This window comes from Petrimonas mucosa, assembly GCF_900095795.1.
GTDB classification, from domain to species: domain Bacteria; phylum Bacteroidota; class Bacteroidia; order Bacteroidales; family Dysgonomonadaceae; genus Petrimonas; species Petrimonas mucosa.
Genome location: NZ_LT608328.1, coordinates 3,156,934 through 3,172,958, shown reverse-complemented (window position 1 = coordinate 3,172,958; position 16,025 = coordinate 3,156,934). Strand labels below are relative to the sequence as shown.

General features: G+C 49.0%; 9 protein-coding genes. All 9 read left to right on the top strand.

Annotated features, from left to right (window positions below; genetic code table 11):
- The first annotated feature begins 6 nt into the window (after positions 1 to 6).
- Positions 7 to 3,174 (top strand): FAD-dependent oxidoreductase, encoded by a 3,168-nt coding sequence (locus ING2E5A_RS12640; protein ID WP_071137710.1) that lies wholly within the window; start codon positions 7 to 9, stop codon positions 3,172 to 3,174.
- Between the two features lie 33 nt (positions 3,175 to 3,207).
- On the top strand, positions 3,208 to 4,638 hold the full coding sequence (locus tag ING2E5A_RS12635; protein WP_071137709.1) for a carbon starvation CstA family protein: 1,431 nt from the start codon (positions 3,208 to 3,210) through the stop codon (positions 4,636 to 4,638).
- A 541-nt stretch (positions 4,639 to 5,179) separates the two neighbouring features.
- A complete protein-coding gene (locus tag ING2E5A_RS12625; RefSeq protein ID WP_083373340.1) occupies positions 5,180 to 6,424 on the top strand; it encodes a glycoside hydrolase family protein in 1,245 nt (414 codons plus the stop codon).
- 194 nt (positions 6,425 to 6,618) lie between these two features.
- Positions 6,619 to 7,809 carry a dicarboxylate/amino acid:cation symporter gene (locus ING2E5A_RS12620; protein ID WP_071137706.1) on the top strand — a complete coding sequence of 397 codons (1,191 nt, stop codon included), beginning with the start codon at positions 6,619 to 6,621 and terminating at the stop codon, positions 7,807 to 7,809.
- Between the two features lie 266 nt (positions 7,810 to 8,075).
- Positions 8,076 to 10,049: an alginate lyase family protein gene (locus ING2E5A_RS12615; protein ID WP_071137705.1), complete on the top strand. Its 1,974-nt coding sequence runs from the start codon at positions 8,076 to 8,078 to the stop codon at positions 10,047 to 10,049.
- A gap of 155 nt (positions 10,050 to 10,204) precedes the next feature.
- Positions 10,205 to 12,235, top strand: coding sequence for an alginate lyase family protein (locus tag ING2E5A_RS12610; protein WP_071137704.1), 2,031 nt, complete (start codon positions 10,205 to 10,207; stop codon positions 12,233 to 12,235).
- Positions 12,236 to 12,367: 132 nt separating this feature from the next.
- Entirely contained in the window at positions 12,368 to 13,336 is a 969-nt protein-coding gene (locus ING2E5A_RS12605) for an IS110 family RNA-guided transposase (protein WP_071135738.1), read from the top strand.
- Between the two features lie 95 nt (positions 13,337 to 13,431).
- Positions 13,432 to 13,629, top strand: coding sequence for a hypothetical protein (locus tag ING2E5A_RS15405; RefSeq protein WP_092034235.1), 198 nt, complete (start codon positions 13,432 to 13,434; stop codon positions 13,627 to 13,629).
- Between the two features lie 464 nt (positions 13,630 to 14,093).
- On the top strand, positions 14,094 to 16,022 hold the full coding sequence (locus tag ING2E5A_RS12595) for a heparinase II/III domain-containing protein (protein WP_071137703.1): 1,929 nt from the start codon (positions 14,094 to 14,096) through the stop codon (positions 16,020 to 16,022).
- The last annotated feature ends 3 nt before the right edge of the window (positions 16,023 to 16,025 follow it).

Below are 16,025 nucleotides of genomic sequence, written 5' to 3'. Positions count from 1 at the left end.
AAAAAAATGAAGAGACGAGAATTTTTGAGCTATAGCCTTCCTGCCACCGGAGCCGTGATGTTGCTTCCCGGTTTTGCAAAGGCTCGGTTGATGGCTGAAATAGAGAGACAGTTTGACGACAATATCAGGTTTGAGGAGTATGATGTTGTGATAAACGGTGCAGGCCTCTCCGGTTATTTTGCGGCCATGGAGGCGATGAAGAGAGGATTGCGGGTGCTGGTTGTGGAGAAAAGGCCTGCACCCGGTTTTGAAATAGCTGCAAAAAGAAGATTGTGGATCGGTGATCAAGGGGTCGATCGTTGGGATCCTGAATTGTTACAACTATTCTTCCCTAAGGATGAGACACGCGAGATCTTTGCGACTGGTGGGACTGGCCCGAATAGCAGCCGTTTCGATGATGAACTGCTCCTTTTTGCCGGTTCAATCAAAAAGGGATTGCTCAGAAACCTGCTCGTTAATAATGTCCATCTGTTGTTAATGACCGATGTGTGTGGAATGATTACAGATGGAAAGAAGGTCTCGGGTGCACTGCTTGCCTGTAAGCACGGAGTGTTTACTGTAAAATGCAGAAAGTTTATTGACTGTTCTGATAACCTGCTGTTCAGCAGAAACCTGATCCAGCAAAAGTACACTGTTGAGAAGGTAGGTTTTGTTTTAGAGCTTCTGGGGGTTGACAAACCGAAGAAGAAGATTGTAAAAGTCCCTGCTAATCTCGGATTGGAAGGTAATGAGATCCGGATGCACAGAGGTAAAAATGTGAATGATCAAGCTTTTCTTGAGTTTCAGTACACTCCTGAAAGTCAGAAGTTTGAAGAGATTGAGGTGCAGTCGAGGCTGCTTGCAGGAGAGGTTGGACGAAACCTGAAACTGATCGATGACTCTTTGACCAAGGCTAAAGTTCATTACTACGCATATGAGAGTTCGATTCTCCTTTCCGGGAATACCCCGTTGCCAGTCATCGATCTTGGTGGATACTATTTGCTGGAGAATCTGCAAGGTGAGCTTGATGGTGAGCAGTTACTGGCTATCCGGGATAGTGCTGCACAGTGTGTGAAAAAAATTGATTTTTCCGGAAAAGGGAGCCCTCAGAAAAGAGTGCATTTAGCGGGACAAACTTTCTCGTTAGATAGCATCAACCCCCGGCAATACAACGAGAGCAACTTCTCCGTCCCGCTCAGAAAGTGTGATGGCTCAATCGCGGAACGGATCCATGATTCAACCGGATGTCAAGTAGTAGTGGGCGGATCCGGTACGTCGGGAGCGCCGGTAGCCATGGGAGCTGCCGAGATGGGGGCGGATGTTGTTGCTGTAGACTATTTTAATGATCCGGGTGGAACCAAAACAGTTGGTGGTGTAATGGGTTATTACCACGGTCTTAGGGATAACAGGTTTTTAGACAGACTTGAAGGCGAATCGGACAAACTGGCCAACGAGATTGGATTCAACAAGAAGCCGGGCCGTCAGTACTACTTCCTGAAGTGGTTCAAGGAGAACAATGTAAAATTTCTTTCCGGATCCATCGTTTGCGGTTCCATTGTAGAGGATGGTCGGGTAAAAGGGATCCTGATATGCAGGAACGGTAAACTGGAGAAAGTGTTGGGAGACATTGTAGTGGATTCAACGGGTGATGGTGACATTGCTTGTTTTGCCGGTGCCGGCTATCGCCATGGCAATGACAGGAACGGGATGACACAGAACTACAGTCAATGGAATTTGGCCGGTGGGGGAAAGAGTCCGACGCCGATAACTTCGGATTACGATATTATAGATAACACTAAAATTTCAGAACTGCAGAGAGGACTCTTCTTGTCACATTACGAAGCCCATTTCTATGATTTTCACCCCTATCTGACAGTAAGGGAGTCGAGAAGAATTATTGGAGATTACGAACTAAATCTTATCGATGCAGTTGAGAAGACCCATTTTGACGATTTAGTTGCCGTTGCAAGCAGTGATTACGATCCACATTTTGTGGGCTACGGTGAATATTCCCGGTGTGGTTTCTTGTTGCCTCATTCCAATATCGTAAAAGTGGAGATCCCGTTCAGATCATTACTGCCGAAAGGTTTGGAGGGTGTTATGGTGGTGGGGAAAGCTTTCTCCCAGACACATAATGTACTTCAGTTTACAAGGATGTCGGCTGATCTTACCGTGCTAGGTTACCTTGCGGGTCAGATTGCTGCGAAGTCAGCAGTCGGAAACGACCATCTCAGAAACTTTCAGATAAAGGAGCTTCAAAAGGAATGGTTCTCCCGCGGCTTTATTCCGGGTGAGTTTTCAGATCTAACAACCGGAAACAGATTGAATGATCCTGAGGAGATAGATTTTCGAATAAAAAGTCTCGGAGAGGGGAAGGATGAGTTTTTGTACGAATGCTGCAGATTGAGTAAGGAGAGTTGTGTAACAGAGCTCAAAAACAATTTCCACTCTTCTCCGGATGGACGCGGCAAACTGTTGCTGGCAAAAGCACTTGCCTGGTTCGGGGAGAGTGAGGGGTGTCGACTGATCATGAATGAACTCGCTGAAATGTTTGATGAAGAGCGCTCCAAGGGCTATCCTGGCGGATTTGTGGAGACGTATGATGATATACGGGGCAGGGAGAAAAATATGCTGAAAGGGCTATTTTGGCGGATCAACCAGAATATGGCCCTGTTGGCCATGGCCGGTTACCGTGAAGCTACTTCTGTAATCAGACACATATTGGATAATACGGTTGCCGGTGGCGGTATGGTAAAAAGAGAATCAGATTATTACGACGAACGGATCGATTTGAAGATAATCCCGTTCTACAACCGTATCCTTAACTTGTGTTTCTTTGCGGAACGAGTGCCCGACAGCGCCCTGATCCCCGGTCTCGAGAAGTTACTGGATGATGAAAATGTGGGGGGATATATGACCGACAATTATCATGAAACAAGATGGAAAGTGTTCGGGGCAGTGCTTGAAACAGCTATTGCCTCTGCGTTGGCGCGATGCGGTTCAAAAAGAGGTTATTCCCTGCTTGTCGACTACCTGGATGATATTCATTTCAATTTGAGTAACTTTGCAGCAAATGAACTGAAGGAACTCACCGGTAGAAGCTATTCGACGGATAGAGAGCAGTGGGAGGATTACCTGAGAAAGACCTCCTTCCCGAGAGCGACTAAAAAACTGGTCAAGGAGATTGAGCTTTGAAATTGATTGCAACAGTTTGTAAGTTAGGCAGATATGATTACCTTTTTGATTTCCCTTGTTATACTTTTGGGCGGTTATATCCTTTATTCCAGGTACTTGGAAAGAGTGATGGAGGTTGACCCCAACAGAGCCACTCCGGCTACATCCCTGAGCGACGGAGTGGACTATGTGCCCATGCCTTGGTGGCGGGTCCTCCTTATTCAATTCCTCAACATTGCCGGATTAGGTCCAATATTCGGTGCAATTGCCGGCGCATTATGGGGGCCTGTTGCATTTGTCTGGATAGTGCTCGGGACAGTATTTGCAGGGGCAGCACATGACTTCTTTTCGGGCATGTTGTCGGTAAGGCACGGTGGATTAAGTATAACTGAAATTATCGGTATCTATTTGGGGGGAGGCGTGAAACAGCTGATGAGGGTCTTTACGATTGTGCTTTTAGTCCTTGTCGGGGTAGTCTTCATTTCCGGTCCTGCCGGTATACTTGCCAACCTGACGCCAGCAACCCTCGATTTTAAATTTTGGGTTTGGATCATATTTGGCTACTACATCTTAGCAACCTTGTTGCCGATCGACAAGATCATAGGAAAGATATATCCACTCTTTGGATTTGCACTGCTCTTCATGGCAGTCAGCCTGATTATTGCGTTAATAATTAAGGGATTTTCCATCCCGGAATTGATCCCGGAGAACTGGCAGAACTTTCATTACGACAAAGTGAGATTTCCCATTTTCCCCATGCTCTTCATTACAATTGCATGTGGCGCCATATCAGGTTTTCACGCCACACAATCGCCCTTAATGGCACGCTGTATAAAAAATGAGAGTGAGGGGCGAAAGGTATTCTATGGTGCAATGGTTATCGAGGGTGTTGTAGCACTGATCTGGGCCGCAATCAGCATGAGTTTCTTCGGTGGCATACAGGAACTGGGAGAGGTTATGATTGCGCAAAAAGGCAATGCCGCCTGGGTGGTCAATGAGATCTCCAACTCCCTGTTGGGAAGAGTGGGGGCAATATTGGCCATACTGGGTGTTGTTGCTGCGCCGATCACTTCTGGCGATACCGCTTTCAGGAGCGCCAGGCTTACGGTTGGCGATCTGTTGAAATTCAATCAGAAACCAATCAAGAACAGGCTGATTATTACTGTTCCGCTCTTTGTTGTCGGTTTTGTGCTGACAACCATCAATTTCGATGTAGTTTGGCGCTACTTTGCCTGGTCCAATCAGACCCTGGCAACGGTTGTCCTTTGGACCATAACGGTTTATCTCTTCCAGAAAGGGAAGGGTTTCTGGATAACCCTGCTCCCGGCCTTATTCATGACGGCAGTGGTTACCACCTACATCATGCTTGCTCCGGAGGGGCTTGCCCTTTCAAAAAACATTGCATACAGTATGGGTATCATTGTGACGTTTCTTTCATTGCTTTTATTTCTGTTTTATACCAGCAGAGAATCAAAGGGCAGGTAAGCCAGCAATGTCAGAGATGGTAACTTCTCGAGTTCATGAACGACCTGATGTGGAACAGAATCAGTATGGTCGTCACTTCGCTTTTGCGACATCGTGATTTTACGGTTTCTCTTCCTTCTCTTCTCCACTAGAAGTGAATGCTCCCTCGGCAGGGTGTCAAATTCTTTGAGAAAGTGGTCGATCATGAAATAAATTTCTGTAACTTTATGGCTGGAAATTTGTCCGCTATATTCCTACTGGCTATTCCTATTTTTAACATTGAACTCACCTCAAGTTGTACCTGAGAATAGTGGGTTGCTTGTTTTGACCGGGGAGTTCAAATATACCCGTGGAGAGAGAAAATTTGGAGGTAACAGACCAGATAGCTGTAATTTTCAGATCTGCAGTTCGCCTGATATCGGCCCTCAATAAGCGATATGTGCCCGGAACCAGATCGAGAGGGGGAGTCGGCAATCCATTTTTTACCTGAATTTGGATAGTTGAGTTACCGTTAAGAAGAGAAGAGATAATACCGAAATTAAAATTGAGCAAAACAAGAAAAATGAACGCAAGAACATTCATTACCCTGTTTTTATGCACGGCACTGACCATGTTGCAGTCCTGCAAGAGTGGACAATCAAATGATATTGTCGCCGAGAACTTCAACTTTGCTGCACAGCAGCTGCAATATGCAATCGATCTCACAACCGAAGCCATCAGCAAGGATACGCGTGACTCTGCCCGGAGGGCGAGCCGGCCGCTGGTCAGCCCCAGAACACTCGAAAAGGATGGTTCATTGAAAGTGGTAACTGCACACGACTGGACAAGCGGTTTCTTTCCCGGTGAACTTTGGTTCATGTATGAGATGACCAATGATCCGGCTTGGGAAGAGAGGGCCAGGAAATTTACGGAGCCGTTGCAGGTTCTCAGATACCACACAGGGACACACGATCTCGGATTCATGATGTACAACAGTTTCGGTAATGGATTGCGTCTTACCGGTGATCAGGAGTACAGGGAGATCCTCCTTGATGCTGCCCGCTCATTGGCAACCCGATATAAACCGGGAGCAAAGATTATCAGGTCTTGGGATCATAACGGGGATAAGTGGCAATGTCCGGTAATTATCGACAACATGATGAATCTGGAGCTGCTCTTCTGGGCATTCAGGGAGAGCAACGACTCTACTTTCTACCAGATTGCCGTCAACCATGCAAACAGTACAATAAAAAACCATTTTAGGCCCGATTACGGTACTTACCATGTGGTGGACTACGACACCATAACCGGTGAAGTCCTGAACAGGCATACTCATCAAGGTTATGCCCATGAGTCTACCTGGTCGAGAGGCGAGGCGTGGGCGCTCTACGGTTTTACCCTCATGTACAGGGAGACTGGCGATCAGCTTTATCTGGATCAGGCAAACCATATTGCCGATTTCATATTCTCCCATCCACGTCTTCCGGATGACCTGATTCCCTATTGGGATTTCGACGCACCTGAAATTCCGGATGAGCCGCGTGACGTATCGGCCGCAGCCATTATAGCTTCAGCACTGTATGAACTCAGCGGTTACAATGTGGAGGATGCCGGACTCTACAGACAGTGGGCCGATACCATCCTGGAGAATCTTACAAGCAGCTATCGTGCCGCTCCCGGTGCGGATGGAGGATTTCTGCTGCTCCATAGTACCGGGGCAAAATCGCTCAACTCCGAGATTGATGTGCCGTTGGTCTATGCCGATTACTATTTTCTTGAAGCACTGTTGAGAAAGTCTAAAATTGAACACAATCAACCTCTGTTCTGAGAAACGATCATGAGACACTATCTCTGACCCTGCTGGAACAAGCGCCCCACGGATATAATGAACCCGATATCGTGAGGGCGCTTTCAGCTGTTTCCATGCAGGTGGTGAATATCTCCTCCCTTGTGATGTAGATATCCCGCGCAGTTTGAGGAGTGAAGTCCAGATGTTCGCAAGGAACCTAAATCATACTTATTATGAGTAAAATATTGATCCATTTGAAGAGAATACCTTTGTTAGGACGCGTTGTTATCGCCATTATATTGGGAATCATGCTCGGACAGTTTGTGCCGGTCTGGTTTGCCAGGATCTTCGCTACGTTTAACGATCTGTTTGGAAACTTCCTGTCGTTTTTCATACCGTTGATCATACTCGGGTTGGTTGCTCCCGCCATTGGCGAGTTGGGAAAGGGTGCAGGGAAGCTTTTGTTGATCACTGCTGCCATCGCATACCTGTCGACCCTCTTCTCGGGGTTTCTTACCTTTTTTTCGTGTCAAGCGGTCTTCCCGAAAATCATAACCGGTACAATTGATGCGGCGTCGGTTCAAAGTATCGAGGAAGGTGCCATCAAGACCTTTTTCTCGATTGGAATGCCCCCTGTCATGGATGTGATGTCGGCTCTGATTTTGTCGTTTTGCATTGGTATCGGGCTCTCGGTCATTGCTGGAGAGACGTTGCAGAAAGCCTTTTCCGATTTCCGCGACATCGTGACGATGATCATCGGCACACTCATTATCCCGTTGTTACCACTATATATTTTCGGGATGTTCCTCTCCATCTCGATTTCCGGACAGGTCTACTCCGTAATCATGTTGTTCCTGAAAGTGATATCGGTGATCTTTGTGCTGCATATCCTGCTGTTGCTTATCCAGTATGCAGTTGCTGGTGCCGTTTCACGTCGCCATCCACTGAAGGCGTTGAAAACGATGCTCCCTGCCTATATGACGGCATTGGGGACATCTTCATCGGCTGCAACCATCCCCGTGACGCTTCAATGTGCGCTCAACAACAAGGTCAATCCCAATGTAGCCTCCTTTGTGATCCCGCTCTGCGCTACGATCCATCTGGCCGGAAGTGCAATGAAGGTTGTCGGCTTTTCGCTGGCAATCATCTATTTCTTCGGAATGGCGGTAGATTTTCCCACTTTTGTCGGCTTTATCTTTATGGTGGGGATTACCATGGTTGCGGCTCCCGGTGTTCCCGGTGGAGCCATTATGGCAGCTATCGGGATTATTCAGTCCATGCTGGGTTTCGATGAACAGATGATCGGCTTGATGATTACCGTTTATATTGCAGTGGACAGTTTCGGAACGGCCTGTAACGTGACCGGTGACGGTGCCGTTGCCATGATAATGGATAGATGGGCAGCCAAAGTGGGGAACCAGTAGGTCTGCACTGTCTGTTGAGTTTGCACTGATCGTTGTATGGGATCTTTGCCTATTTATTAACTATTGTTAATGATATTGCTTGTTAATTAGACTGGATTATGACTACTTTTGTTCATGCAGAGTCGATCTCAATTGTGACCCCTGAATTCTTGAAATGTCTCCCTCGATTGACGCGACCACTCTTGAAATTCAGACTTCTGTAGAATTCCGGCGGATAGCGTATCGGAAGGTGATGTATAGTACCGTAAATTTATCACTTGGCAACCATGAGCAAAACCTCACTTGTTATCTTGTTGCATCTTTTTGCACTACTCCCCATTTTCGGGAAGCAGCAGAACAACCTGCAATCCGACAAATGTCCATCTGAAAAGCAGTCTGTCGAATGCCTGCTGGAGAAGCTTGATCTTCCAGCTGCCCTGGAGAAGGAGATTCTACAATCGAAGGAGAGAGAAAAGCAAGGAGCTGTCCTGTTGGATTACTTTCGTTCGAGGAGGGGTATTCACCATCCCGTAAAACGGGAGGATAGGATCGGGAGCCTGGGCAATTTGGCATCCAAAGCGGACATTGAAATGGCTGATGATGCCTTGAAACATATCTTTGTGGGGCAACCGGCCTATCCCCGTTTTTTCTGCGGTGACGATATCGATTGGGGGGCGCGCCCTGTACCCGATGATGAATGGGTCTGGCAGTTAAACCGGATGTATTTCTGGAATGCCATGGGCAGGGCCTACTGGCATACGGGAGACGAGAGATATGCCCGGGCATGGGGTGAGCAACTGATCGACTGGGTGAGAAAGAATCCATACGATGAAGAGCATAGCTATGCCTGGCGCTCAATCGAGACCGGTATACGGGGCAATAGCTGGTGTGAGCTGTATCAGCGCTTTATCGATTCTCCCTCATTTACGCCGGAGGTGTTGATCCATTTCCTGAACAGCCTCCATGATCATGCCACACTGCTGATGATCAAATATACCACCAACAGCAACTGGGCCTTGATGGAAGCCGAAGGCCTGGCATTCATTGCCATTCTCTTCCCTGAGTTCAAGGAGTCGCCGGCCTGGAGGAGCGAGGCCTTCAGAAGACTGAATGTTGAGATCGACAAACAGGTCTATCCCGACGGACATCAGAGAGAGCTGGCGATGGGATATCATGTGGGATGTATAAGCTGGTTCCTGAGAAGCTATGAACTGGCCAAAATGAATGGGCTGGCTGAGGCCTTTCCCCGGAGCTATGAGAAGAAGATCGAGAAGATGTGCGAAGTGCCGATGAAGTTGTGCCATCCCGATGGAACAGTGGTGCAGTTTGGAGATGCATGGACCGGTGAACCCGGACAATATAAGAGTCGCTTCATGGCTTGGTCGAAACTCTTCAACAGGGAGGATTTCCTCTATATGGCAACCGGTGGAGCCGAAGGAAAGGCTCCGGCCGAGAGAGCCTTTGCCCTTCCTGAAAGCGGCCTCTACTCGATGAGGAGTAGTTGGGAGCGGGATGCCATCTTCCTGGCCTTGAAGTGCGGGCCGGATGGAGGAGGCCATTCCCAGCCCGATAATGGCACCTTTGGATTGTATGCGGGTGGCAGGATATTGATGCCCGATGCAGGAAGCTATATCTATAGCGGTGATTGGGAAGGGAGAGCCTGGTTCCGGCAGACAAAAGTTCACCAGACCCTTACACTGGACGACCGCAATTCGGCTTACGCTCCAGCACTTTTGAAATGGGAGTGCCACAACGATCTGGATCTGCTGGTTGTTGAGAACAGAAGTTATGACGACCTGACGCACCGGCGATCGGTGCTGTTTGTGGATAAGCGCTATTTTGTGATTATCGATGAAGCATACGGTAGTGCGGCAGGTGATGTGGAATTGCATTTCCAGCTTGCTCCGGGTGAACCGATTGTAGATAAGAAGAGATATTCAATCGAGACCAGTTATCCGGAGGGATGGAATCTCTTCCTGAAGTGCAGCCGGGAGATGGGTGAAATGGAGCTTCGGGAAGAGGAGGGATGGGTCTCGCATGTATATACGGTGAAGGAGCCACGGTCGGCCTTCTGTTTCCATGTTAAAAAAAATGGTAGGGAAAAGGTGGTGCGATATGTCACTCTGCTGCTCCCCTATAATGGGGTAAAGCCGGATATTAGAGTGAAACTCCTCAATGAATCTGCAGATCGGCCGCTATCCAATGTGAATTTGGAGATAACCGAATATGGCCAGAAAAAGTGGATTGGGTATACGCTTTAAACAGTAACCTGGAGGTTTCGACTCGCTACCGCACCGCTGAAGCTGGACCGTCCGACAGAGCGGATCAAGCGGATTGAACAGCCCAATGGCAGTCTGGTTGAGGCCGGAATAGATCTTAATCCAGAAATTAATCATGATAAACAGGAACAAATAGAATGAGAAGATCGGTTAACTATCTATTGCTGGCAGGCCTGCTGCTGTTGTTGCCGGGAATGGCAGTAACGACAACCGCTCAGGAGTGGCGGAACATCTGTTCGGTTGAGGATGTGTGCCGCGCATACCCCGCTGAAATGAAAAGGATGCTGGAGGCATTCAATCTTGATTATCCAGGACTGGAGAGGGTGAAAGAGGCTGTCGTGTCGCAGGATCTCACTGAAGCCTGCAAGCAGCTGCTTGCCTACTATTCATCGTGCAGCAATGCACCGCACCTTCGAAAAGAGATGCCCACCGCTTCCGGACGGACAGTAGCCGCTGCCGATACGATCTTGGAGAATATCTTTGTGATCCAGCATGTCAGGGGAAAAGTACCACTGACAGCTGACGGTCACCGCGATTGGCATTACAAGGGGCCGAACAACGACCGGGAATGGGCCTGGCTCTCCAACCGGCACAGCCAGCTGAATCAAGTTTTTGAAAGTTACCTGGAGACGGGGAATCCCAAATATGCCATCTATGTTGATGAGTTTCTTCGCGATTTCATCATCAAGAGCTTGCCATATCCCGGTGAAAAGGGGGATGGCTCGGTGTGGAGGGGACTTGAAGTCAGTTTCCGGTCCAAAGTGTGGTCCCGTATCTTCTACGGCATGTTGAAGAGTGAATACCTGTTGCCCTCGACCCGCCTGTTGATATTGAGCTCTATTCCCGACCATGCACACTACAACCGTAATTTTCACAGTGTCAACAATTGGCTGACGATGGAGATATCTGCGCTGGCAACCGTTGCTACCAGTTTCCCGGAGTATAGGGATGCGGAGGAGTGGTTGAACTATTCGATAGAGGTGATGGGGCAAAGCATGAGGGATCAGGTCTACCCTGATGGAGCGCAGACCGAGCTCTCTTCCCATTACCATAATGTTTCGCTGGTCAATTTTGAACTCTTCAAGGAGATCTGTGACCGGGCCGGCAAAGTACTGCCTCCCTTTTTCGACCAGACCATCGAGGCGATGTATGGTTACATTGCACATGCTGTACGTCCCGACGGCAATCGGATCCTGAACAACGACGGAGACCTGGGAAGTGACCGTAGCCTGATCCTGAAAGGGGCCGAGACCTACGGCAAACCCGATTGGGTCTATATTGCGACCAACGGGAAGTCGGGCTCGAAACCTTCGGATGGACCCTCCTACCTATTTCCATGGGCCGGGCAACTGATCTCCCGGAGCGGGTTTGACGCCGACGCCCATTGGTCGTTCTTCGATATCGGTCCCTGGGGAACCGGTCACCAGCACAACGACAAGCTCAATATCTGCGTTTCCGCCTACGGCCGCGATCTGCTGGTGGATGCCGGTCGATTTGCCTATACGGGGGCTGTTGCAGCGAAATTCAGACCATATGCACTTGGAAGCCAAGCCCACAATCTGCTTCTTTTCGACGGGAAGGGACAAGGGAAAGCTCCTTTGCTTGCAGAGAGGCCTCTTTCCGACAAGCAGTGGAAAGTTACCCAAACTTATGATTATGCCTGCGGTTCTTTTGATCTCTTCCCGGAAACGGAAGGGAGGGTGAACCACACCAGACACCTCTATTACTCCAGAGGCGATTTCTGGATTGTGGTGGATGAGGTTGAGACCGACCGGCCCAGGAAGATAGATGCACTTTGGCACTGGCATCCGACATGCAAGATTGCTGTTGAAGGGAACAGTGTCTCTACTGAGAATGAGCGGGGCAACCTTCAGGTTATCCCTGTCGGCAAACAGCAGTGGAAGATCCGGCTGGTTGAAGGAGAGGAAGAGCCTGAAATTCAGGGTTGGTACAGCAGAGAGTACAATGAGTATGAACCCAATGTGACATCGATATATACAACTGAGATTAATTCTGGCAGCAGGTTTGTATGGCTCCTGTACCCTTCTGAACAGGTTGAAAAGGGGGTCAGGGCTTCCATCATATCTGAACGGCCAGATGCCGTGACAATCCGGGTGACAAATCAAAAGGGGCAAGTGAAAACTGTAACCGTTCCACTTGGAGAGTAAAGTTGCTATTTTGCACAAGTTGACCTCAAAAAATATTTATATGAAACATCCATGTTGAGAATTTAAAACATCCAAGGGAATGAAAATGGAAGATTTCCGTACATTTGCCGTACTCATTGAACGGAATAATTTATGGAATCACAAGTGTCATTCAACCAGGTCGTCTCCCGGGGATGCGGGATAGACGTCCACAAGAAGATGTTAGTGGCCACCATAAGTGGCGAAGGACTTAGGACGGAAACCCGTGAATTCGGGACCGTGACGCGCTCTTTGACAGAATTAAAAGACTGGTTATTGGAAAACAGGGTAACCCACGTTGTAATGGAGAGTACGGGAGTCTACTGGAAGCCTGTCTATCATGTCCTCGAGCCCTCGGGATTGACGGTCTGGATAGTCAATGCCCGCCACGTGAAGAACGTCCCGGGGCATAAGACGGACAAGCAGGACAGCAGGTGGCTGTGCAAGTTATTGCTTGCCGGCTTGCTAAAACCCAGTTATATTCCCCCTCGTGAACAACGGGAGTTACGGGATTTGACGCGTTACCGGACCAAACTGGTACAGGATATCTCCTCGAACAAGAACCGTATCATCCGCATCCTGGAAGACTGCAATGTGAAACTTTCGAGCGTGTTAAGCGATACCTCGGGAGTAACGGCAACCAGACTGATCGACAAGTTGTGTCAGGGGAAAGAAGTGACCATGGGCGATATTGAAGAGGTATACCACAAAAAGATAGAAGCCACCAAAGAGGAGCTTTTTGAAGCCTGTAACGGTTACATCACCGACCACCACATCTACCTGCTGGGCACTATCCGGGGGGACAACCACCACCTGGAGTCTCTCATACGGGATTTGGATGAAAAGATCAAACAGGCCCTTGCCCCTTATGAGAATGCCCTGGAACGCCTGCGGGAGATCCCGGGATTGAACCGCAAGAGCGTGGAGGACCTTATCGCCGAGATCGGGCTGGATATGGATGTCTTCCCCAATGAGAATCATCTAAGCAGTTGGGTGGGCGTTTCACCGGGTAACAACGAGAGTGCCGGTAAAAAAAAAACGGACGCACCACCCACGGGAACAAGCAGGCCAAATCCATCCTGAGCCAATCAGCGTGGGCGGCATCGCGGACAAAAGACACGTTCTACCATGCCCGGTACCATCGCCTGGCGGCCCGCCGCGGCAAGAAAAGGGCCATAGTGGCCGTGGCCCACTCCATCCTCAAGTCGGTGTATCATGTCTTGAAAGACGAAGTCCCTTACAATGAACTGGGAGCCGATTATTTAAACAGCCGGGTGGAAGCAAGGCGCAAAAGGTATCTGAAGGCAGAGTTGGAAAAGATGGGATATTGCGTCGAGCTTGTCCCGCATAATCCCGTCAGTCCTGCCGGAAGTTGAAAGTCTCCAACCCTGACATAAACGGGAAACAAGTACCAAAGGTCGATTTTTACTGGCGTACGGCGCGACAAGGCGTCTAAGTCGAATATGAAACTGACCTCAACAGGTAAGCACCCAAGGTTGTTGCCCAAGAGCACGCATATGAAATTTTAAACCCTTCTTACCTGTTTGTCTTTCCGATAACCGGTGCATTTGTCCAAAAGATGAGTGCTGTCTTTTGTTTTGTCAAAACGAAGAAATATAATTTTTAAAATGAATTAAATCATTAATTAATAGATATTTATATATCGGACGGAGGATTTGCGAGGTTGCGGGGGGGGGGGGATATCCACTATCCCTTGTAATCTCGCAAATCCTGTGTTCTACGATGTCGCCGTTAGGCGAGGAGTAGAATGCAGGATGTAATCCTCCGTCCGTTCTCCCGACGAGCCGAAGGCGATGTCGGGAGAACGAACAATTTACATATGAAAAGAGGCGTGTTTATAGTACTGTTGACGCTGGTTTCAACAGGCGTTTTTTCTTATGAGAAAAGAGATATCCTTCAGCATGAATCCCGGGCCATCGGGTTGACGGAAGTACTTGTAAAAGATTTTTCGGAGATCGGACTCCCGACTTACAACGATCGCGATTTCTGGAATAAGCTGCCGCTTTCCATCCGGCAACAATATATCGAGGCGGCAGAGAGATATATTGATTACGGCTGGCCGGTGGTGAAAGCGACAGACTACCTGGAGATCATCCGCTCCGGAGACCGGAGACAAGAAGCGTACGCCGCACCAAGCAATGCCATTCAGGCACTGGTGATGGGAGAACTGGTAGAGGGGGAAGGCCGGTTTATCGACCAGATCGTCAACGGTGTCTGGTACTACAGCGAACAGACCTGGTGGGGATGGTCGGCTCACCTGACAGCACAAAAGGCAAAAGATGGATTGCCCGATGTCAACGAGCCGGTGATCGACCTGGGCGTGGGCGAGATAACCAATCTGCTTTCCTGGACATGGTTCCTCTTCAAGGAGGAGTTCGACAAGATTCATCCGCTCATATCACAACGGCTGAAACAGGAGATCATGAACAAGGCGCTCATTCCCTATTACGAACGGGATGATTTCTGGTGGATGGGGTTCGATTCAAGACCGGTGAACAACTGGAATCCATGGACCAACCACAATATGCTTACGGCCATTCTGATACTTGAGGATGATCAGCAGAAAAAGATCAGTAATGTGGAGAAGGTGATCCGCTCCCTCGACAGCTTTGTCAACATCTATCCCGAAGATGGCGGATGCGACGAGGGACCCTCCTACTGGGGCAGGGCAGGGGCCTCGCTCTATCAGTGTCTCGACCTGTTGTGGCGGGCTACCAGGGGAAAATTCAATGTATATGACAACCCGCTGATCAGAAATATGGGCAGCTACATCTATAAAGCCTATATCGATTACCCCTATTTTATCAATTTTGCCGATGCCGATGCAACCACCAGTAGCCGTCCCGCCATCATCTATCGTTACGGGAAAGATATCGGCGACGTCGCCATGCAACAGTTCGGGGCATTCCTGGCCCGGGAAAGCGATTGGGGCAGGAAAAAGCCGGGAGAGAAGATCGATGAACAGATCATGCAGCTGATCTACCTCGACGAGATTGCCAATGCCACGGCCAGGAATGTCCTGATCGGTGATTTCTGGCTTCCCGATACCGAGGTAGGTGGGGGGAGGGATATGAAGGAGAGCTCCTCGGGATTCTTCTTCGCCGCGAAAGGAGGCCACAACAATGAGAGCCATAACCATAACGATATTGGCTCGTGCCTCCTCTACGCCGACGGCAAGCCCTGCCTGATCGATCTGGGCAGGGAGACCTATACCGCCAAAACCTTCAGCAGTGCCAGGTATGAAATCTGGACCATGCAGTCGCAATTCCATAACCTGCCCAGGATCAACGGCCGTGATCAGCTGCCGGGTAGAGAGTTTCAGGCCCGGAACAGCCGGTTCTCGGCCAATAAAAACCGGATTGAGTTCACAACCGATATTGCGGCAGCCTATCCGGAGGAGACCGGCATCAGCAGTTGGGAGCGCTCTTATCGGCTCGACCGGGGAAGGCGGTTTGTAGTGAAAGACCGGTATAGTTTCTCCCGGAGACCGAAGAATCCTACCACGCTGAACTTTGTCACCTATTGTAAAGTTACTGCCAGGAAACCGGGCAGACTGACCCTCCAGGGTGATGATTTCACGGTGGAGATGGAGTACGATCAGAAGAAGATGGGTCTGGAAATCGAATGTATACCGGTTGCCGACAATGGACTGAAACGGTACTGGCCAAACGGTGTAACCCGGATCGTACTTACCTTGAAAAACGCGGAATTGAAAGGCGAAAACAGTATTACAATAGTGAAAAAATAGCGA